At 60.4% G+C, this 19,303-nt stretch carries 20 protein-coding genes; 11 read left to right on the forward strand and 9 right to left on the reverse strand.

The features are described 5' to 3' along the window. The first annotated feature begins 19 nt into the window (after window positions 1-19). The 6 genes from VDQ28_RS13340 to VDQ28_RS13365 all read left to right on the forward strand — a co-directional run bounded on the left by VDQ28_RS13340 (window position 20) and on the right by VDQ28_RS13365 (window position 5,880). The gene (locus VDQ28_RS13340; RefSeq protein ID WP_323036399.1) at window positions 20-1,384 is read left to right on the forward strand and encodes an amidase family protein; all 1,365 of its coding nucleotides are present in this window, start codon (window positions 20-22) and stop codon (window positions 1,382-1,384) included. A gap of 12 nt (window positions 1,385-1,396) precedes the next feature. Beyond that, a complete protein-coding gene (locus tag VDQ28_RS13345; RefSeq protein WP_323036400.1) occupies window positions 1,397-2,299 on the forward strand; it encodes a polysaccharide deacetylase in 903 nt (300 codons plus the stop codon). Between the two features lie 53 nt (window positions 2,300-2,352). Continuing rightward, complete coding sequence (locus tag VDQ28_RS13350; protein WP_323036401.1) at window positions 2,353-2,646, forward strand: hypothetical protein; 294 nt, start codon at window positions 2,353-2,355, stop codon at window positions 2,644-2,646. Further along, on the forward strand, window positions 2,646-3,596 hold the full coding sequence (locus VDQ28_RS13355; RefSeq protein ID WP_323036402.1) for a CobW family GTP-binding protein: 951 nt from the start codon (window positions 2,646-2,648) through the stop codon (window positions 3,594-3,596). Before VDQ28_RS13350 ends, VDQ28_RS13355 begins: the two co-directional genes overlap by 1 nt. A 95-nt stretch (window positions 3,597-3,691) precedes the next feature. Beyond that, window positions 3,692-4,885: an ABC transporter substrate-binding protein gene (locus tag VDQ28_RS13360; RefSeq protein WP_323036403.1), complete on the forward strand. Its 1,194-nt coding sequence runs from the start codon at window positions 3,692-3,694 to the stop codon at window positions 4,883-4,885. 44 nt (window positions 4,886-4,929) lie between these two features. Next, window positions 4,930-5,880, forward strand: coding sequence for a GntR family transcriptional regulator (locus VDQ28_RS13365; RefSeq protein WP_323036404.1), 951 nt, complete (start codon window positions 4,930-4,932; stop codon window positions 5,878-5,880). Between the two features lie 129 nt (window positions 5,881-6,009). On the opposite strand, the gene VDQ28_RS13370 is transcribed toward VDQ28_RS13365, so the two are convergent. From VDQ28_RS13370 to VDQ28_RS13380, 3 genes are all read right to left on the reverse strand, one after another. Next, entirely contained in the window at window positions 6,010-6,762 is a 753-nt protein-coding gene (locus tag VDQ28_RS13370) for an SDR family NAD(P)-dependent oxidoreductase (protein ID WP_323036405.1), read from the reverse strand. A gap of 12 nt (window positions 6,763-6,774) precedes the next feature. After that, window positions 6,775-7,521, reverse strand: coding sequence for a 3-oxoacyl-ACP reductase FabG (fabG, locus tag VDQ28_RS13375; protein WP_323036406.1), 747 nt, complete (start codon window positions 7,519-7,521; stop codon window positions 6,775-6,777). A 342-nt stretch (window positions 7,522-7,863) separates the two neighbouring features. Next, window positions 7,864-8,553, reverse strand: a complete 690-nt coding sequence (locus tag VDQ28_RS13380; protein WP_323036407.1) for a GntR family transcriptional regulator — start codon at window positions 8,551-8,553, stop codon at window positions 7,864-7,866. Window positions 8,554-8,746: 193 nt separating this feature from the next. Between VDQ28_RS13380 and VDQ28_RS13385 the strand changes: the two genes are divergently transcribed. Further along, the gene (locus VDQ28_RS13385) at window positions 8,747-10,171 is read left to right on the forward strand and encodes an NCS1 family nucleobase:cation symporter-1 (protein ID WP_323036408.1); all 1,425 of its coding nucleotides are present in this window, start codon (window positions 8,747-8,749) and stop codon (window positions 10,169-10,171) included. Window positions 10,172-10,345: 174 nt separating this feature from the next. On the opposite strand, the gene VDQ28_RS13390 is transcribed toward VDQ28_RS13385, so the two are convergent. Then, entirely contained in the window at window positions 10,346-10,858 is a 513-nt protein-coding gene (locus tag VDQ28_RS13390) for a GNAT family N-acetyltransferase (protein WP_323036409.1), read from the reverse strand. A 95-nt stretch (window positions 10,859-10,953) separates the two neighbouring features. Here VDQ28_RS13390 and VDQ28_RS13395 point away from each other — a divergent pair, with 95 nt between their 5' ends. The 4 genes from VDQ28_RS13395 to VDQ28_RS13410 all read left to right on the forward strand — a co-directional run bounded on the left by VDQ28_RS13395 (window position 10,954) and on the right by VDQ28_RS13410 (window position 14,034). Further along, on the forward strand, window positions 10,954-11,295 hold the full coding sequence (locus tag VDQ28_RS13395; RefSeq protein WP_323036410.1) for a hypothetical protein: 342 nt from the start codon (window positions 10,954-10,956) through the stop codon (window positions 11,293-11,295). 247 nt (window positions 11,296-11,542) lie between these two features. After that, window positions 11,543-12,838 carry an SDR family oxidoreductase gene (locus VDQ28_RS13400; RefSeq protein ID WP_323036411.1) on the forward strand — a complete coding sequence of 432 codons (1,296 nt, stop codon included), beginning with the start codon at window positions 11,543-11,545 and terminating at the stop codon, window positions 12,836-12,838. Then, on the forward strand, window positions 12,835-13,302 hold the full coding sequence (locus VDQ28_RS13405; RefSeq protein WP_323036412.1) for a DUF2269 domain-containing protein: 468 nt from the start codon (window positions 12,835-12,837) through the stop codon (window positions 13,300-13,302). The genes VDQ28_RS13400 and VDQ28_RS13405 overlap by 4 nt, the downstream gene beginning before the upstream one ends. A 207-nt stretch (window positions 13,303-13,509) precedes the next feature. Continuing rightward, window positions 13,510-14,034: a hypothetical protein gene (locus tag VDQ28_RS13410; protein ID WP_323036413.1), complete on the forward strand. Its 525-nt coding sequence runs from the start codon at window positions 13,510-13,512 to the stop codon at window positions 14,032-14,034. 631 nt (window positions 14,035-14,665) lie between these two features. On the opposite strand, the gene VDQ28_RS13415 is transcribed toward VDQ28_RS13410, so the two are convergent. The 5 genes from VDQ28_RS13415 to mprF form a co-directional block, all read right to left on the reverse strand. Next, window positions 14,666-15,094, reverse strand: a complete 429-nt coding sequence (locus VDQ28_RS13415; RefSeq protein WP_323036414.1) for a hypothetical protein — start codon at window positions 15,092-15,094, stop codon at window positions 14,666-14,668. 377 nt (window positions 15,095-15,471) lie between these two features. After that, window positions 15,472-16,035, reverse strand: a complete 564-nt coding sequence (tehB, locus tag VDQ28_RS13420) for a tellurite resistance methyltransferase TehB (protein WP_323036415.1) — start codon at window positions 16,033-16,035, stop codon at window positions 15,472-15,474. 269 nt (window positions 16,036-16,304) lie between these two features. Beyond that, window positions 16,305-16,916 carry a hypothetical protein gene (locus VDQ28_RS13425; RefSeq protein WP_323036416.1) on the reverse strand — a complete coding sequence of 204 codons (612 nt, stop codon included), beginning with the start codon at window positions 16,914-16,916 and terminating at the stop codon, window positions 16,305-16,307. Window positions 16,917-16,920: 4 nt separating this feature from the next. Next, window positions 16,921-17,241 carry a DUF202 domain-containing protein gene (locus VDQ28_RS13430; RefSeq protein ID WP_323036417.1) on the reverse strand — a complete coding sequence of 107 codons (321 nt, stop codon included), beginning with the start codon at window positions 17,239-17,241 and terminating at the stop codon, window positions 16,921-16,923. A gap of 10 nt (window positions 17,242-17,251) precedes the next feature. Continuing rightward, entirely contained in the window at window positions 17,252-19,303 is a 2,052-nt protein-coding gene (gene mprF / locus VDQ28_RS13435) for a bifunctional lysylphosphatidylglycerol flippase/synthetase MprF (RefSeq protein WP_323038125.1), read from the reverse strand.

Here is a 19,303-nt window from a genome sequence, read left to right on the forward strand (position 1 = left end):
GCGAACCGTGAGCAAGAGTATGGAAAGACCTGTATCAGCCGTCGGTTTGGCAGCCCGACTTGACAGTGGCAGCCTGTGCCCTGTTGACCTTGCCGAGGCCACGTTTGCGCAAATCCGATCCTCGGATCCGGCCATTTTCACGAATTTGCTCGAAGAGCGGGCGCTGTCCGAAGCCCACGCTTCAAAGCAACGCCGCAAAGCCGGCAACCCCCTCGGCCCGTGGGACGGGGTGCCGATTGCCTGGAAAGACCTCTTCGATATTGAGGGGCGCGTGACCACCGCCGGGTCGGCCGTGTTTCGCGCCAACCCGCCTGCTACGCGCGATGCCGACATGGTTGCCAATGCCAGCCGGGCCGGGCTTGTCTCGATCGGCTGTCTCAACATGACCGAGTTTGCCTATTCCGGTCTTGGCCTGAACCCCCATTTTGGCACCCCCCGGAACCCCCACGGCACGGGCCCGGCGCGCATTCCCGGCGGGTCATCCTCGGGCTGCGGTGTTGCGGTTGCGCGGGGGTTGGTGCCCTTGGCGATTGGCAGCGATACCGGCGGATCAATCCGCATTCCCGCCGCGCTGAATGGCGTGGTCGGCTTCAAAGGGTCGAGCACCGCGTTTCCCAAACGCGGCACGTTTCCGCTGTCCGAGGCGCTGGACACGTTTGGACCATTGGCCGCGGATGTTGAAAGCTGCATCATTGCGGCGGGCATTCTGAACGGGCGCGCCGCTGCGATGCCCAAGCCCACACCGATCAACACGCTGAAATTCCTGATCCCGACGAACGTCGTGTTTGACGGTGCGCAGGACGCCGTAGTGCAGAATTTCGAGGCCAGCGTTCGCGCCCTTGAACGGGCAGGGGCCCGCGTGACCCGCGCGATCTGCCCCGAGTTTGACGAGATCGGCGCTTTGTCGGCGCGCGGCTATCTGGTCGGCCCCGAGGCGCTGGATCTGCACTGGGATCTCGTGAATTCGCCCGATGCGGCGCGGATCGACCCGCGCATTCTGGCCCGTATCCTCGATGCCGGGACGATGGCGGCCCATGATCTGATTGCGCTCCAAAAGGCGCGCGCCCGGTTGGTTGCGGCAAACCGCGAAAATCTGGGCGAGCAGATCGTCCTGTTCCCCACGACGCCGATCACCGCCCCTGAACTTGAACCGCTTGAGCGCGACGACGCTCTGTATCTGCGCACCAATCGCTTGATGTTGCGCAACACATCGCTTGGCAACTTTCTGGACTGGTGCGGCGCTGCCTTGCCCAATGGCACCGATGAAAACCAGCTGCCGACCAGCCTGTTGATGTCGATGCCGGGCGGTCGCGAAAGCACCTTGCTGGCGGCGGCGCTTGCCGTCGAAAGCACCCTCTCCAACTCTCTCATCAACCGTCCATAGGAGGAACCAACCATGGCAAAAACCATCATTTGCGGCTTCGGCACTGATATCGACTCAGTGGCAGGTCAGATCGGATCATACGGCGGGGGCGACAGCCCATCCGACATCCAGCGCGGAGTCTGGGCCTCCGAGGTCGGCGTCCCGCGCCTTTTGCGGTTGTTCAAGAAATACGATATGCGCACATCGTTTTTCATTCCCGGCCACAGCATGGAAACCTTCCCGGACATCGCCAAGATGGTCGCCGATCATGGGCATGAGGTGGGGGCACACGGCTATCTGCACGAAAACCCCATCGCCATGACCCGCGCTCAGGAAGAAGCGGTGATGGAGAAATCCGTCGAGCTGATCATCAAGCTGACCGGCCAGTCGCCGCGCGGCTATGTCGCCCCGTGGTGGGAAATGTCCGCATCGACCCCCGAGATCCTTGCCAAATACGGCTTCACATATGACCATAGCCAAGGGTATCGCGACTTCCAGCCGTTCTATTCGCGCGTTGGCGACAAGTGGAACCTCATCGACTATTCCAAGACCGCGCAAGAGTGGATGCACCCGATGACGCATGGCAAGGAGATCGACCTGGTCGAGATCGGTGCCAACTGGTATATGGACGACCTGCCGCCGATGATGTTCATGAAGAACAACCCCAACAGCCACGGATTCGTCAATCCGCGCGATATCGAAGAGCTGTGGCGCGACCAGTTCGATTGGGTGTATCGCAACATGGACTATGCCGTGTATCCGTTCACCATTCACCCGGACGTGTCCGGGCGTCCGCAGGTGTTGATGATGCTCGAGCGGCTGATCGACTATATCAACGGCCATGCTGGTGTCGTCTGGATGCCGTTCGAGGATATCGCCGCAGACTTCCGCAAACGCTTTCCGTTTGACAGTGGCAAGCGGCCGGAAGTCATCTGAGAAATCGGCCTTGGCGGCACCCGTCGCCAAGGCCCCCCACAGGGAGAAAACCGATGTGTAGTGCTTGCGGAAACCCGGCCGCGCCCGGCCATTGGGCCGAAGCGGGCGCCCAGCGCGGCGGCAGCCGCCTCAGGGCCCTTTTTCATCGAACATCGGTCCTGCAACGGGTGCTGAAACCCTATGGCTTTTCGGTTCACGCCGATGGGATGATCCCGCAAATCCAGTTGACCGGGCCGGGCGGCGTCCGGGTGATGGTCAACAACATGACCGAGCTTTGGGCGGCGGTGGAGCGCCTGCAAGGGTTTCCCGTGGACCCGTTGACGCCCCGCGCGTTGTCGCCACGCTGATGCCGACGCCCCAGGACCACCGCCTCGGAATCATTCTGCTCAGTGGTTATCTGGGGTCGGGCAAGACGACGTGGTTGCGTCATGCCTTGTTTACCAAGGCCTACGGCAAGGTTCAGGTCTTTGTTCAGGAGGCCGCACAGCAGCCCATTGATGACTTGCTTCTGGACCGGGCGATGAGCGTCAAGGTCTTGACTGGCAAGGCGGGGACGGCGCAGGGCAAGGACGAGATGATCGCGGCCCTGCTCGATCTTGCCGAGGCGCGAACGGGTGGGCAAAGTGCGCGTCAACCGGACACGCTGATCATTGAGACCAGCGGACTGGCCAACCCCGCCGAGATCATCGTCGCGATTCGGGAACACCCGGTCCTCGTCTATCATTTTGCCCTGCGCGAGACGATCATCATGTCCGATGCGCTGCATTTCCGCGCAGCCCTCGAAAGCGACGTTCTGTGTCATCAGCAGATCCTTGCCGCCGACCGCGTCGTTATCTCGAAATCCGAAGACCTGCCGGCGCAAGCCCTGTCGAACCTCGTTGCAACCGTCACCAAAATCAACCCGGCCGCGTCGGTGTCGCTCTCGACCTTCGGCGTTGAGGGGCCGGTGCCACCGCTGCCGTCACCGACGCAAACCTATGACCCGGCGCGCGCCACTGCCGGACCACCAATTGCGGTGGCGTCGCTGACGATCCCCAAGGAAATCGATTGGGTCGAATTCACGGTCTGGCTTTCGGCATTGCTGCACGCCCGAGGCGACACCATCCTGCGGGTCAAAGGCGTCCTGAACACTGATGCCGGCGCGCTCTTGCTGCAATCCGTGCGCAAGGTCATGCAGCAGCCCGAAATCTTGCCGCCCGAGCAAAATGACGCGACGCACGGCGATATCGTCTTCATCGGCGAAGCTATGGACGAAGAGACATTGCGCGCATCGCTCCATCGGTTCTTGGGAAAGTAGCCCAAGGCGGCGGTTGATATCGAGAGTTGCGAGCCACATGTAAAATGATATGTGGATCACTCAAGCGAAAGGATCAGGTCGAACCGATGTGCGCCGTGGGTTCCAGACACAATGACAGACTTGTCGTCCTGGGGACGAAGGTCACGCATCTTGATTGTGTGCGCGAAGCGGCCTGTGAAGATCTGGGTTTTGACATCGAATTCCAGACGGTGGATTTCCGAAGCTGTCAGGTCACGGCGGCGCGCGATCCCGCAAGCTTCGACGTGTATGAGCAGTGCTTTCACAATCTGGACGTTGTCTGGTACTGGAACGCCCTGCAACCGATTGATCTGAAGCGCATAGAACGCTGGGATCAGGTGATCGACCTCCCCAAGACGACCAGCGCTCCGGGCCGCTGCCGGGGGGCTGGTGATGCGCCGGCAAAAAAACTCTACGTTCAGGAAAACGGCGTGCTGGGCAGCAACCCGACCGGGGAAATCAGCATGTTGCCGACCCTGTTCAACTTCGACAGCTTTTGTTTTGACGCCGATGTTTTCGGCACCAGCGACCCGTCCGAGGCAAGCTGGGGCTGGTTCCTCGATGAGCGTGTCGCGGGCCAGGTGGCCGTCGTGGACGAATCCGCCATTGGTTTTTTCGACCTTGCCTTGGCGCTTTCCGCGCAGGGTCTGATGTCCTTCAAGGACCTTGGCAACATGACGGTTCAAGAAGTCGAATGTATGTTCGATCTTCTCGGAAAGCTGGTCGCGAATGGCCATTTCAAGGCAAGCTGGGTCGATTCCGTCGATGCGCAAGTGCTGATGACCGAACAATCTGTCGCCTTGCAGAGTATCTGGACACCGGCCATGGCGGGCATCGGAAAAACCGCAAGACGCTATGTCGAAGCGGATCCGAAAGAAGGCTACCGCGCCTGGTTTGGCGGGGCGAGCCTTTCCAGCGCGCTCGATCCGGCGAAGGCCGATATGGCGTATCGATACATCAATTGGCTTCTGGACGGCAAGGCCGGGGCGGCAATGGCGCGGCAAGGCTATTATGCGCCGGTCCCCGATCAGGTCCGCCAGCATCTGACCGAGGATGAATGGCGCTATTGGTATCTTGGCGACGCGGCAGAAAGTGATATTTTCAACAACTCGAATGAACTGGCCGCCCGGGCCGGTGCCCGCCGGTCAGGCGGTCGCATGGAGGACAAGGCCGAACGCATTGCGGTTTGGAATTCGGTCATTGATGAATACAATTTCGCAACCCGCGCCTGGAATAAATTCATCCACAGTATCGGCGAGAAACCGGTTTGACTTTTGAACGAAAATCCCTGGCTGGCGTTCCGATATCGGTCCTTGTGGAGCTGGTTCTGTCAGAAAATATCGCCGAAGGGCGTCTGCCCAAGGGGCTGGTGCTTGTTGAAGGCCCGATTGCCGAGCAACTGAATGTCAGCCGCGCGCCCGTCAAAGCCGCGTTGAGCGCTCTGCACAAAAGCGGCAAAATCACGCGTTTCAAAGGTCGCGGGTATCTGGTTGGAAATTCTGCCGGAACATCGCCGATCCGCAAACGCGTCGATGAAACAATGCTGCATGTCTCGCCGCAGATGGCCGATGCGCTCTCCAAACAGGGAACATGGGAGCATTTCGTTGACGAGGTCGAGCTTGAAATCGTGTCTTGCCAGATTTTCGGGCGGTTTCAGGTGTTGGAAGAAGGCTTGAGCGACCATCTGTCGGTAAGCCGAACCGTAGCCCGGGAAATTTTGGGCCGCCTGCAGGAACGAGGGCTTGTTACAAAGAAACGCGGATCACAATGGGTGACAGGGCCGCTCACATCAGAAACGATCCGGCATATTTTCGAGATCCGCAGATTGTTGGAGCCGTCCGTCATCCTGGAAGCCCGGGAATCGTGGAATCTGGAGGATTTGCGGCAAGCTGGAGAGGCAATTTTCGGAGAAAAACATGAGCTCTGGGACGTTTTGAGTAAAAACCTCTCTGACCTCATCTTCTCCCGGTTGAACAACCCGATTTTGGAAAAGGCGATCTATAATCGCAGATCATTGCTGGATCTCTATCACCGCGGCTTGTTGCGGTTGGGATTGCCGGTTTTCAGACTACCCGCGCATAAATACTCGGAAATGCTGTTGAGCCTCGGCGATGGCAATCGGAAAGCCGCGGCAGAGCTGTTCCGGGAAATTCTGAATGCCGAAGAAGAGATGTACGTTGCCCGGATGAAAATCGTCGGCGTGCTGCAAGAGAAAGTCGTCTTTGCGCCCTATATCTATCGTGCGGATGGCGTTCCGGGCACTTAGGGTCCGGCCGGCCCTGGCATTCGAGGGGCACGCGCAACGGGGATTTTCTGCAAGCCACTAATCCTTTCAGATCAGTGGCTTGCAGGTGTGTTTTCCAAAGTATTGCGGCGGACGAAGGATCGCGCTCCGTTAGTATCGCCCGACCAGCAAGCCACCATCGACGGTAATGACCTGCCCGGTCAAATAGCGTGCGCCCTGCGAGGCCAGAAAGACAACGACATCCGCGATGTCATCCGGTTCCCCGATGCGCTTGAGTGGAATGTACGCAGCGGCGGCTTCCAAGGCTTCCGGGCCAACGGAATGTTCGACCGAGAGTGCTTGCGCGGTTCGGATATACCCAGGTGCAATGCCGTTGACCCGGATACCGTGGGCGCCCAATTCGACCGCAAGTCCGCGAACAAGCCCGACCACCCCGGATTTCGCCGCCGAATAGTGAATGTGATCATCCCAGCCATAGGCGACACCCATGATGGACGACATGCAGATCATCGAGCCCGACTTTTTGGCTTTCATGGCGGGTGCGACCGCGCGGGCCAAACGCATCATCCCTTTCAGGTCAATGTCGAATGTGTGATCCCATTTGGCATCGGTCAATTCGGACAACGGGATTTTATGCGCAATCCCGGCGTTGTTTACCAGGCAGTCAATCGCACCATATTGTTTTTCAACCAGCGCGACGACTTCATTGCAGCGTTCCGTTGATCTGACGTCCAAAGAATGAAAGTCAGCCGACCCTCCGCCAGCAACGATTTCTATTGCGACCTTGCTTCCTTCGGCTTCAAGAATATCGGTGACGATCACATGATAGCCCGCCGCCCCGAACGCAAGTGCTGTTGAGCGGCCAATGCCAATTCCAGCGCCCGTGATAAGAACCGTTTTCATCTCAAATCTCCATTACAGCATTACATCGCCACTGTTCGGGCCAAGCGTTTGGCCGACGAAGAGTTTGGCATCATCCGACGCGAGAAAGGCAACGGCAGCGGCGACGTCTTCGGGCTCGCCAAACCGGCCCAAGGGCAGTTCCTTTGATTTTGCGGCGCGCCAGTCATCGGACAGCGCCATGACCAGTTCCGTATTGATCGGCCCGGGAGCCACGGCATTGACCCGCACCCCCGATGCGCTGACTTCGCGGGCCAAGGCTTTGGTCATGCCGATGATGCCGGCTTTGGCTGCGGTATAGTGAACCAGCTCGATACCCCCGATCTGGCCCAGTTGTGACGCCAGATTCACGATCACGCCACGCTTGTTGCGCAGCATGGGCTTTATCGCGCGGTGACTGTTCAGGAAGCACCCCCGCAAGTGGATCGAGATCATCCGGTCCCAATCCGCAAGGGTCATGTCTTTAAACCAGACCTGCTGAACGATGCCCGCGTTGTTGACCAGCAGGGAACACTCACCGTAAGTTGCTTCGCAAAATGCGAAGGTTGCCTCAACATCGTCAGGATTTGAGACATCCCCGGCAAAGGCCTTGGCCTCGCCCCCCGCCGCCGTGATGTTTGCGGCAACCGCGACCGCTGCGGCTTCATTGATGTCATGGACAATGACCTTTGCCCCGTCCATGGCCAGCCTGTGTGCGATCGCCTTGCCGATCCCGGCACCTGCACCCGTCACGATTGCGATGTGGTCGTTTAATGTCGTCATCAGGACCGTCTCCCGTTCCAAGGCCCAAGGCCGTTGCGTTGGTGTCAGCACCAAGCCAAAGGGAAGCATTGCGACCTGCAAGACTGGGCATCTGACGCAATCAGTTTGGCTGATCCCCATAAAATGCATTTTGTGTCAAAGAGTCAATATCTCCTTGTCGCTCCGCGCGGACTCACGCGGTTCAAAGGGCGGTGCGGCGTGCGTTCTGGCGGAGGGCGCAGTCCTGCTCATGGCGCGTCTGCCCTTGGGAACCGTCGTAGGTCCGTCTTTTTTGATCGTGGCCCAAGCTGGCGTTGGCAGCGGTGTGGGCGCATGGGCTGACATCCGTGCCGCGCCCATGGGTCAAGCGCTCACGCCCCACCAGCGCAAGGTATTGTCCAGATGATCGCGTATCGCCCTGAGTGTCGCCTCGACATCGCGCGCCTCGAGCGCGGCGATAATGGCCAAGTGTTCGGTCATTGCCGAGACAATCCGATCCGGCAAAAACGGCCGTGTGTTCTGGATCACCGCAATTCGATCCCGGTTTTCCGCGTATAGCCGCGCGGCCAGCGTCGATCCGATCCCCACCGACAAGGCGTCGTGCAACGAAAGATCGGTCTCGATGGCGCGGACCGAGAGGCCGGGCATCGACGTGTCGGTCGCGTCATCCCGCAGGCGTTCATGCGCGTCCCGAAGTGCCGCCAGCGGGATATCGTCGCCCAACTGGATCAAACGCCTTGCGCCCTCACAATCGAACATTGATCGCAGGTCCAGACACTCGCGTGTCGTTTGGGCTCCGGCATCCATGACCATGACGCCGCGCTTGGGGATCACGATGAACAAGCCGCTGGCCTCGGCCCGCTTGACCGCATCGCGGACCGCAGCGGTAGGCATCTCAAGCTGGTCAACCAGCATCGGAATCGACAAGAAATTGCCGCTGGCCAAACGGCCGTCTCGCAACTGCGCCACCAGCGCCTGATAGGCGCGATCCGCCAAGAGATCGGGCGGCGCATTCGGAGGGCTCGCGCGGGAACTCGTGTTTGCTATTGTCATGGTTCATCACCTTAGACTTGAACTCGGCGTTTACTTTCAAGAAAATCTTGAAGGTCTTTACATGACGTTCCTACTACTCATTCAGACACCATATTGCCTAACATTTTAGATAAAACAGTAAATGACATGAGCGAAAGAGCAAACCGGCGGAAATCCGCGTTTGATCCATCATCGACCTGGGAGAGAATGGGACATGAATACGACACACACAGATTACTTGCAGGAGGGCGGTGATACGCTGAAGCCTGTCACCCGCGCCGAGAAATCCTGGGGCTGGTTCGCGATCTTCAACGTCTGGGCCAACGATATCCAATCGCTTTTCGGCTATTCGCTGGTTGCGTCGCTGTTCATTTCCTTTCATGTCAGCGGCTGGACAGCGTTTGCAGCGCTGATCACCGCCAGCCTGTTTGTCATGGTTCTGGTGAACCTGTCGGGCGCGGCGGGCGAACGTTATGGCATTCCCTATCCGGTTTTTGCGCGTGCCAGCATGGGCACCGCCGGGGCCAAGCTGCCCAGCGTCTTGCGCGCGACCGTGGCGGTGTTCTGGTATGGCGTGCAGGTCTATTTTGCCTCGACCGCCGTGGCGTTGCTGATCCACTCGATCACCGGATCGACGGGTGGGGCGGAATGGCTCGGCCTGACCTCCGTGGACTGGATCGCGTTCCTCATCGTCTGGGCCTTCCACATCGTCATCTTCTGGCGCGGCATGAACTGGGTTGAAACCTTCCTGAACATTGCCGGCCCCTTTGTTTACGCGGTGATGATCGGTCTGGTGATTGTCCTGTGGATCAAATCGGACGGACAGTTGCTCAGCGCAGCCCGCACGATCTTCGCCAGCCCGGAGGGCACATGGCTGACGGAAATCAACGGCTTCATTGCGATTGTCGGCACCATGGTGGCCTATTTCGCGGCCGTGATGATCAACTTCAGCGATTTCTCGCGCTACGCCAAGGACAAGAACGCGATGCTCAAGGGCAACTTTGCCGGGCTGCCGCTGAACATGATCCTGTTCTCGGCACTGGCGCTGTTGACCACGGCGGGTGCTGCCGTTGTTTATGGTGAAGCCATCATCAACCCGACCGAGATCGTCGAGCGTACCGACAGCGTGCTGCTGGGTGTGATCGCCGCGATCACCTTCTTCGCGGCGACGGTCGGCATCAATCTGGTGGCCAACTTCATCCCCGCCGTGAATGGCATTGCCAACCTGGCACCGTCGAAAATCAACTTCCGTATGGCGGGCCTGATCACCTCGGGTTTTGCGCTGGTTATCGGCGGCCTGTGGACCGCGTTCATCAGCAACTTCGGCATCGGCGGCTTCGTCAACACGCTTGGCGCCACGCTGGCCCCGCTCTATGGTATCCTGATCGTCGACTACTACCTGCTGCGCAAACAGGAACTGAACCGCGATGATCTCTACAATATGAACGGCGGCGCGTATCACTATGGCAATGGCTGGAACGAACACGCGCTGGTCGCATTCGGGATTTCCGCCGTGTTCTCGGTCGCGACGGTTTGGGTTCCGGTGCTTGGCCAGTTGAGCGGCTATGCCTGGGTCATCGGTGCGGTGCTTGGTGGTGTGATCTTCTACTACCGCAGCCGCGGTGCGCATCGCGCCTGAGGCGCGCAAAGACGGACCAAAAAAGGCCTCACGGTTCGTGGGGCCTTTTCCAATTGCCTCGTGCAAACCCGTTCGGGCTGTGGGTTTCCGGCGGAAACGAGGCGGCAAACTGCATCCGCCGGGCCTGAACATGCCCGAGGGTGGTTTCAGGCCAGAACCCGCCGATCAAGGGATCTACTCACCAACCTCAAAAAGGCGCGCGTTCGCCACGAGAGCGTCCGGCGCAAATCTGAAAATGGTCATCTCATCAACGCTATAGGCCCCGAGGCGTCGGTAAAACTTGATGGTCGGCGCGTTCCAGTCCAGAACGCCCCATTCCAGCATCTGGCAGTTCCGGTCCAGGGCCAGCTTGCAAAGATAGCCCATGATGATCTTTCCCAGACCCTGATGGCGCACAGGAGAGTCCATCAAGAAGCCATCAATATAAAGCCCGGAACGACCGGTAAACGCCGATGATTTCTGGCAAAAGTAGGCGAAACCGACGATCTCTCCCTTGTAGATCCCGAACACCGCCTCGCCCAGCTTTTCCTCCAGCAACCGTTTGATTTGCGGCGTCGTTGCCGTGATCTTGTCCGCCATCTTTTGATAGGCGCCAAGTTTTTTCATGTATTGCACGACAAGTTCCGCGTCGTCCGAAGACGCATGCCGGATCTGGAAATCGGGATTGGCGGTCTTGATTTTCTGCACGGTGCACTTTCCTTCAGCGCGTGTTGCACTGGGTAGATATCAACCAGGCCCTGACGGCAATCAATGGCATTCCGCCAAACACTGCCGATGTGCGGGTGATCGACGGGTTGCCGGGGCGCGCCAATCGGTCAACAGCGGCGCGTTACACCCGTGTGGTGACAAAGGCGACCCCAAGCACCGTGCGGAAAATCAAGACCGTCAAAACCCGATTTCACCGCCTTGCGCATTCATCACGCAGTCCCGAACTGTTGCGAATCCGCCCTGTCGACGCGAACCGCGGGCTTGGTCGTTTCAGCATGTTTGCCATTGCGACGAAAACGCCGGGCACTCTGAATGTGACGGGCGCATTTGCGGAGCCAAGCCACGGCACCAATCGGCGCGACCTGTCGGCCATGTTTGCGCCACTGCGTGAAAATGGAATCGGTTCAAACGCCTGATGCGCCCGTGCAACGCAAGAAACCCGTCAAAGTCACTTGCCTGAATTGAAGGTCAGTTCCCGCACGGCAATGTGTATCGGCCTTGCACGCCCTGCCGGAATACCCGCACAACAATGGCGCGGGGCCGTTGATCCATTCTGAACCATGTTCGCGTTTGCGTCGCCCACCAACCGCGCGCTTTCAATTTCCTTGGTCTTTGCGCCTTTGATCACATAGCATCCGGCGCGGGCAATCAAGGCGAACCGACATGGGCAAAGTCATCGTTCTGGGTGGATACGGGCTGATCGGTTCGGCCTGTATGATTGCCCTGAGGGACGCCGGGTTTTCCGTCACAGGCGTCGGACGATCAAAACCCAGCGCGCTCAAGGCTGACCCCTCCGCCGATTGGGTGATCCGCGACATTCCCTCGATCACCGTCGATGAGTGGCGCGGCCTGCTGTCCGGGGTTGATGTCGTTGTCAACGCCTCGGGCGCGCTGCAAGATGGGGCGCGCGACGATCTGGCGGCGATCCATGTGACGGCGCTGTCCCGTCTGGCAGAGGCCGCGGCCGGTTTACCGCTGCGCATCGTGCAGATCTCGGCGGCGGGGGTGTCCCAGGATGCCTCAACCGCGTTTTTCCGCACCAAGGCACAGGGCGACGCGATCCTCTGCGCGAGTGCCCTTGATTGGGTCATTTTGCGGCCCACCCTTGTGCTGTCCCCGGATGCCTATGGCGGCACTGCCTTGTTGCGCGCCGCAAGCGCAGTGCCGATGCTCGCGCCCCGGATCATGCCGGATGCGCAGGTTCAGACGGTCTATGTTGGCGACGTCGCGAATGCCGTCGTCGCTGCGGCGCGGGGCAGGGTGCCGTCGCGGTTGATCGCCGACCTGACCGAGCGTGGGACCCGGTCGTTTCCCGAATTGACGGATCGCGTGCGTCGCTGGCAAGGCTGGCCCGAGCCGCGCTTTCGCCCGCGCGTGCCGGGTTTCGTCGTTGCGGCGCTGGGCAAGGGTGCGGATCTGCTGGGATATCTCGGCTGGCGCTCGCCGCTGCGAACCACCGCGCTGCGCGCACTTCAAGACGGGATCGTGGGCGACCCGGACGCCTGGGAAAATGCCGGCGGCAGCCCCTGCCGATCGCTGGACGAGACATTGGCGCTGTTGCCCGCCACGCGGCAGGAGAGGCTGTTTGCCCGCGCCTATCTGGCCTTGCCGCTGGCGATTGCGACGCTGTCGCTTTTCTGGTGCCTGACCGGCCTGATCACGCTGCTGGATCCGGCGCGGGCCATGGCGATCCTGACGGCGCGCGCCGCGCCGGACTGGACCGTTGGCCCGAGCGTGATCGGCGGTGCGCTTGCCGATCTCGCGTTGGGCCTCGCGATCCTCTGGCGGCGCTGGACCAAACCCGCCGCGCTGGGCATGCTGGGTCTGTCGGGCGCCTATCTGATCGGCAGCCTCGTCGCGGCGCCGGATCTGTGGGCCGATCCGCTGGGGCCGATGGTCAAGGTCTTCCCCGGCATGGCCCTTGCCGCGATGGTCTGGCTGTTGATGGAGGAGCGATGATCTACGAGATCCTGCGTCTCCTGCATGTCCTTGGCGCGACGGTCCTGATCGGAACCGGGGCCGGGATCGCCTTTTTCATGGTGATCTCGAACCATAGCCGTGATCCGCGACTGATCGCGCATGTTGCCGGAATCGTCGTTCTGGCCGACACGCTGTTCACCGCCACGGCAGCGATTGCGCAGCCCATTACCGGGTATCTGTTGGCCCGCGAGGCTGGCTGGCCGCTGCTGAGTGGCTGGGTCGCATGGTCGCTTGTGCTGTATGTCGTTATCGGCCTGTTCTGGTTGCCGGTTGTCTGGATGCAAATCCGGTTGCGCAACCTTGCCACCGCCGCGCGCGATGCGGGCGCACCTCTGCCAGACAGCTATCACCGGCTCTACCGATGGTGGTTCGCCTTCGGGTTTCCGGCTTTTGCGGCCATCTTGGCGATCCTCTGGCTGATGCTGACCAAGCCTTTGCTCTGAAGGCGTTCAATTCGCGGGTGCGGAACCGCTGGCACCCGTCGCCATGCCGGTCTGGCGGACGGGGGCATGATCACGAAACCCGTCGTGAGGGGGCTTTGCAACTCATGCTTGCATGCGGTGACGGGCTGGCCCAAGCTCACAGGCGTTTTGCCCGCCAGCATCCGGCCGAGGTGGCCGGGTGTAGTTTTGATGGAATTGGAGAATCACATGAAATTTGGTTTATCTCTGTTTGCGGTGCTCATTCTGGCGACACCCGCTCTGGCCTTCGAAACCGAAGAGATCGGCGTGCTTGAGGCGCGCTTTGGTGACGAGAATATTTCGCAGCCGACGGTGATCGCTCGCAGCGAGAATGAGACATCGGCCACGGCATTTCTGTTTTTGGCAGGCGGGGGATTTTCGTCCTTCAGTATCGCGGGTTACAGTCTCGACAACAAGCGGCTGAGCCTGGAGCTGGACTACATGTCGGAACGGCCAGCAGTGGGCACGGTGCCGATTGGCGTGACGATCACCTATGCACCACAAGGCACCGCCCAGCACTGGACCTCCGAGGGCGCGCCGACGCCGCCCGCCATCAGCTTCACGAGGCTGGACGTCGTTGGCGAGGAAGGCCACGCGGTTGGAACCTTTGCCGCGTTGCTGTGCTATGCGGACGGCTACGGAGTCGAGGCTGATACCGCGAACTGCCGCCAAATCGACGGCCACTTTGATACACGGTTCTTTGTTGAGCAATGACGACCGGCAATCAATGCCCGAAGGAGCAGTGTATTGGATGTTCGTCCAATGCGCTGCGTATTGCCGGTTTCAGTCTGTGAATTGGCCAATGATGTGGAAAATTGTCCTGCGCCCGCTTTTGGGCAAACCTGTCAGGGCGAGGGGTTAGACTCAGCGGACGACATGGCAGCCGTCAGTCTGCATTCGCTGTCCATCAGACCAAAATTCCAGCTTTATCTACGGCCAACGGTGCAAATTGGCCGTCGGACCTTCGTTCGGGGTCGACGCCGGTATGATATGCGACTCATCTGAATTGTCATCAACCAAGACTGGACAAGTGGTCGCACCGATATCAGGCGCAATATCAGCGGCGGCGTTCCAGGCGAATGAAAGACCAAGTATTCACGCAGTGGATTTTCACACATGAGCCGTGGCCATGATGAATACCGAGTTGAAAATTGAACGCTTGTCTTATGGTTTTTGCAAGCTCCCGGATTAGTCGGGGCCACGGCCCGCCACGCCATTCATGGCGCTCGGTGGCGGCGGTTGGATCGTAAATCGCTTGGTCCTTGGACCTGTCAGCGGTGCTCCGTCTTGCCACGGCGCGCGGCATTTCATGCGCGAGGAGTTCCGGGCCTGAACACCCCAAGACCTATTCCGGGCAGCGGCGATAGAGGCGCGGATCGTCCCAGCGGGCGCGCCCGTCTGTCAGGCCCACGGCATAGGCATAGAACGCATCCGCGCTGATCCAGACGGCAATCGTGCTCTCGCCAATGATCGGAAGCCACGTTGTGCGGCCAGAGAACTCCGACAATTCATAAACAATTTCAGGGCGGTTGGGCGCTGCATACACAAGCCCATGATCGCCGTTGGCCCGCAGTTGGATGGGGTTTTTACAGGCGTCGGGGGAAACGCCATCCGCACCGTTCGCGTCGGGAATACCAGCAGCCCAGAATCCGTCAAACGGGGCCGAGACGCCGTTGGGGATATCGGCGACACCAACACGCGGGAATTCTGCGTGGGCAGCGGAGCCAAGGCTCAGTGCCAGCATAAGCGCGGGGTAGAGAAATGATCGCCGCACGGTCAGGCTCTTTCGTGTCAGTGGATATTGCGACAGGCTACGCGCAACAAAGCAGATTTCGCGTCAAACACCATCGTATATTTCAGCCCCGCGGTAAATTCGTAAAGTTCTATGGTCCTTACCGCCGTTGGCCGATCTTCGTGTCGGTGTGTGACATATAGGGTCAGCGCACACTTGAATGCACGAAAAAGGCCGACTGCTCCGAAGCCATTGCCAAATGTGACAATCGGCTTCGGTCAAGAACTGGACCGGTGGATAGGCTGCCCAAAAGCTTGGTCGATCATGCGTCAAGCGTTTCAACCGCCGCCAAGGACCCTTGCCCGCCAATGGCCTTTCCCGTCTTGCAGGGCCCTGTGCCGCGTTGTGGACGCCAGTGGCTATGCGGGTTTGCGCGCCAGCATCGTGGCAAACTGAAGCTGCGCGCCATTGTGCATGGTGCCAAGATCCTCGTTGTATTTGAGCATCTCCCAGCCCTGATAGAGCGCACTGAGCTGGCCCTCGTTCATGGTGAACGGGAACCGGACCGTGCAGGGGTAAGCGGGCGTATCCATGGCGCAGACGATCAGATTGTAACCGCCGGGCAGCGTATGCGCCTGCATGTCGGCAAGGACGGCCTCGACCCGCGCGGGGTCCAGAAACATCAGCGTCACGGTGCAGGCAATGAAGCCATAATCGGCATCCAACTTTGCCTGATTGATATCATATACGCGCGGGTCGATGTTGCCGATGCCCTCTTGCGCGACGATAGCGTGCAGCATTCGGATGGCATTGGCGATGTTGTCAACGGCGGTGACATTGAAACCCAGCTGGCTCAGGTACAGGGCATTGCGGCCATTGGAGCATCCCATGTCCAGCGCGTCACAGGGCGCGATATGCTGGCACGCGTCAACAACTTCGCTGTGGGGCGGGTTCAGGCCGTGACGGCTGTTCAGGTCTGTCATTTTGATCTCCGGAATGGGTTTGGCGTTTCGAGGCGCCAAGCAAGTCGCTGACAGGCCCGCAGCCGGATTCAAGGACTGACAGCGTGGCCAGCTTTCGCGTAGCAACTCGGGCGCATGCGGGCAAGCGGTGATCGACGCTTGCCTGCATGCGCCGAATGTCGGTGAGGGTGTCAAATCGCTGTCATTCCAGCGAAGACTGCGCCGATCCTTGGCAAAAACCGCACCCAGGCGCCTGCGTCACCGTGCGTGCGTTGCAGCACGCGCCGAAATCACCGCTCCGCGCAGGGCATCACGCGCCTGCCTTTGGGCAAATGAGACTGCCCAAGGACACCCAGACCCAGGCACAGCAGATGCGCGGTATCGGCGATCGGCTCGAACGAGATCAGCATTTTGGCACAGATTGCCAGAAGGATCACCAGCAATCCGACCCACCGATAGCGCGACTGATAGGCCAACGCGCCAAGCAGGCCGAAGCCGCCGGCCGACATGCCGACGTCAAACACCACAAGCTCGGCCTCGGTGATGGCGATTGGCATGGCAACCAGCAAAGGGAGCACGCCGAACAACACCAGCAGCGAGCCGAGAATGTCGATGGTATAGAACAGCACGATTGCGCGACAGGTGCCCTCGGTCCATTCGTAAGCCCCGATCACCACCGCCGCAAAACAGAGCTGGCGCAGGGCCATGCCAAGATCGTGCGACAGGTAGGTGCCGGTGATCAGGCGAAACGCCTCGCCGTCAACAAGGCTTTGATGGCTCAGGCCCCAGTCGGTCAGGGCGGCGGGTGGCAAGACCCCGCCCCAGGTGCCGGCCAGCCAATTGGCCAGCACCATGACGCTGAGGAAGGCCAGCGTGAACGGCAGCCGGGACAGGGTGCGCATGGCGTCAGCCGACGTGAATCGCGAAGGCGGCAAGCAGTGCGAACAGTGCTGCAACCAGCAGCATCAGCAGACCATCGGCGGGCAGCGCATCATCGTCGAGTGTTTCCGCCGCGGCGATACGGGCTCTCACATGGCGCATTCGCACGAACGCCAGTCCCACCACCAGCGCCCCCGCCGCCAGCATCAGGACTTCGGACCACAGTTGCGCAGGACCACCCCCCAATCGCGCCGCCGCAAGGCCAAAGCCGACCACCGCCATCGCCGTGCGCACCCATGACAGGAAGGTCCGCTCATTGGAGGAGTGGTCCGCGTAATTCGAAATCATAGAAGCCTCCTCATTTCATCAATCCGATAACCCCGCCCGAGATTAGCGTATTGACCTCATAGAGGATACGCGGCGCGGCAAAGCCACCGGGGCTGGCCAGATAGTTCGGCGTCCAGACCGGGTTGAATTTCTGCTTGAAGGCCCGCAGCCCCTCGAAGTGATAGAATTGCTCGCCGTGTTGATAGACAAAGCCGCCCACCCGGTTCCAGAACGAGGCCAGACGGCGGCTTTCGATGCCCGAAAACGGCGCCGCCCCCAGCGAGAACCAATGAAACCCCTGCGCCGCGCCCCAAAGCATCAGTTCGCCAAACAGCGCGTCCATGACAAACCCCGGGCCATCCGGGTCATAGCGCATCAGATCCAGCGACAACTCGTTCTTGTTGGCGCCTTGGAACAGATTGGCAAAGGCCACGATCTCTCCGGCCGGATTGCGCAACACGGCATGGTCGAAATTCGACACATAGGTTTCCTCGAACCCACCCAGCGCGAACCCCTTTTCCTCGCCTTGCTTGGAGGCCAGCCACGCATCCGACAGCCGTCGCAGGGCGGGCAGTTCGGGGGCCAGATCGGCTTTGGCGATGATGCCAAAAGCATAGCCATCCCGCGCCGCCCGGTTGCGCGCCTGACGAAAATCCTTTTTCGCCGCGCCCTCCAGCGTGAAGCTGCGCAAATCGACGCGGGCAACCTCGCCGATCTTCAGGATCGACAGACCCATGTCCAGATAGGTCGGCAGATACCGCTGCGACACGGCATAAAAGGCGCAACGTTTGCCCTCTTTGTCGGCCTTTTCGCGCAATGCCCAGATCAACGCGCGCCCGGCGGCCTCGGCGCCGACCGGCTCGCCCTTGGCGATCAGCGACGTGCCGGTATCGGCATAGGCCAGAAACGCGGTCTGGTCCTCCGCGATCAGGAACGCCTTGTCGCCACTCAAGGCGATATTGGCCTCGGTATCCTCACTGGCGGCAATCAGGGCGCGCACGCTGTCGGGAATGTCGCGGCGTTCAGTCCGTGTTGCGCGGCCGGTCATCACGGAATTGAGGGCAATCGCCAAAAGCACCAGAGCCGCGACGAAACTGGCGCGCAAGAACCGCGAAGCGTCACTGTGCAGGGCAAAATCCCACCACAGCGCATCTTGGTAGCCGATATGGCTGTAGGCAAAGAACCCGACCCAGGTGACCGCCGCCAGCAGCGCGCCGAGGCTGACGATCCACGCGGCGTTCAGGCGAAAGACCGACCCCCCCTCGACCCGGTAGAAAGCGGATCGGAACGTGCCAAGCACGCCGACGGTCAACAGCAGGCTTGCCGCCTCGCGCCAGTCGAGGCCCTTGAACAGCGACGTCAGGATGCCCACCACCATCAACGCCATGGCCAGCAACCACGCGCGGTACAGCTTGCGGTACAGGCCGCGCGACACCACGATCAGCAACAGGCCCGCGATGCTGCCCGCCAGATGCGACGCCTGAATGAACGAGACGGGGATCACGTCATTCAACATCCCAAGCCGTGCGGAATCGGCGGGCAGGTTGCCCGAGATCAACAGGATCACCCCCGCCAAAAGCGCCACACCCGAGGCCGCCACCGGCACGATGGGCCGCGCAAGCCGATAGGCCCAGGTCGCAGAGTGGCTCACGGCGTCGCGCTGGCTGACGGCCCAGGCCAGCGCCAACCCCAGAACGGCGATGGCGAAGGGCAGGATGCTGTAGATCAGGCGATACAGCAGCAGCGCCGCCAGCACATCCGAGCGCCCGGCCGCGCCAAGGCCCGCGATCAGGGTCGCCTCGAACACCCCCAACCCACCGGGCGAGTGGCTGAGAATTCCCAACGCAATCGCACCAAAATAAACGATAAAGAAGTAGGGATAACTTTGCACCAGATCGGCGGGCATCAGGACATAGAGTGTCAGCGCTGCCCCGGTGATGTCGATCACGCTGGCGAGGGTCAGGCCACTGGCCAGCCTCAGGCTGGGCAATTCAATCGCATGGCCCGCCACCGAAACCCGCCGCGCACCCCGCCACAACCACGCAAAAACCGCGACAAAGCCGACCAGCAACGCGGCCCCGAT

The organism is Pararhodobacter sp. (assembly GCF_034676545.1).
Taxonomy (GTDB): domain Bacteria; phylum Pseudomonadota; class Alphaproteobacteria; order Rhodobacterales; family Rhodobacteraceae; genus Pararhodobacter.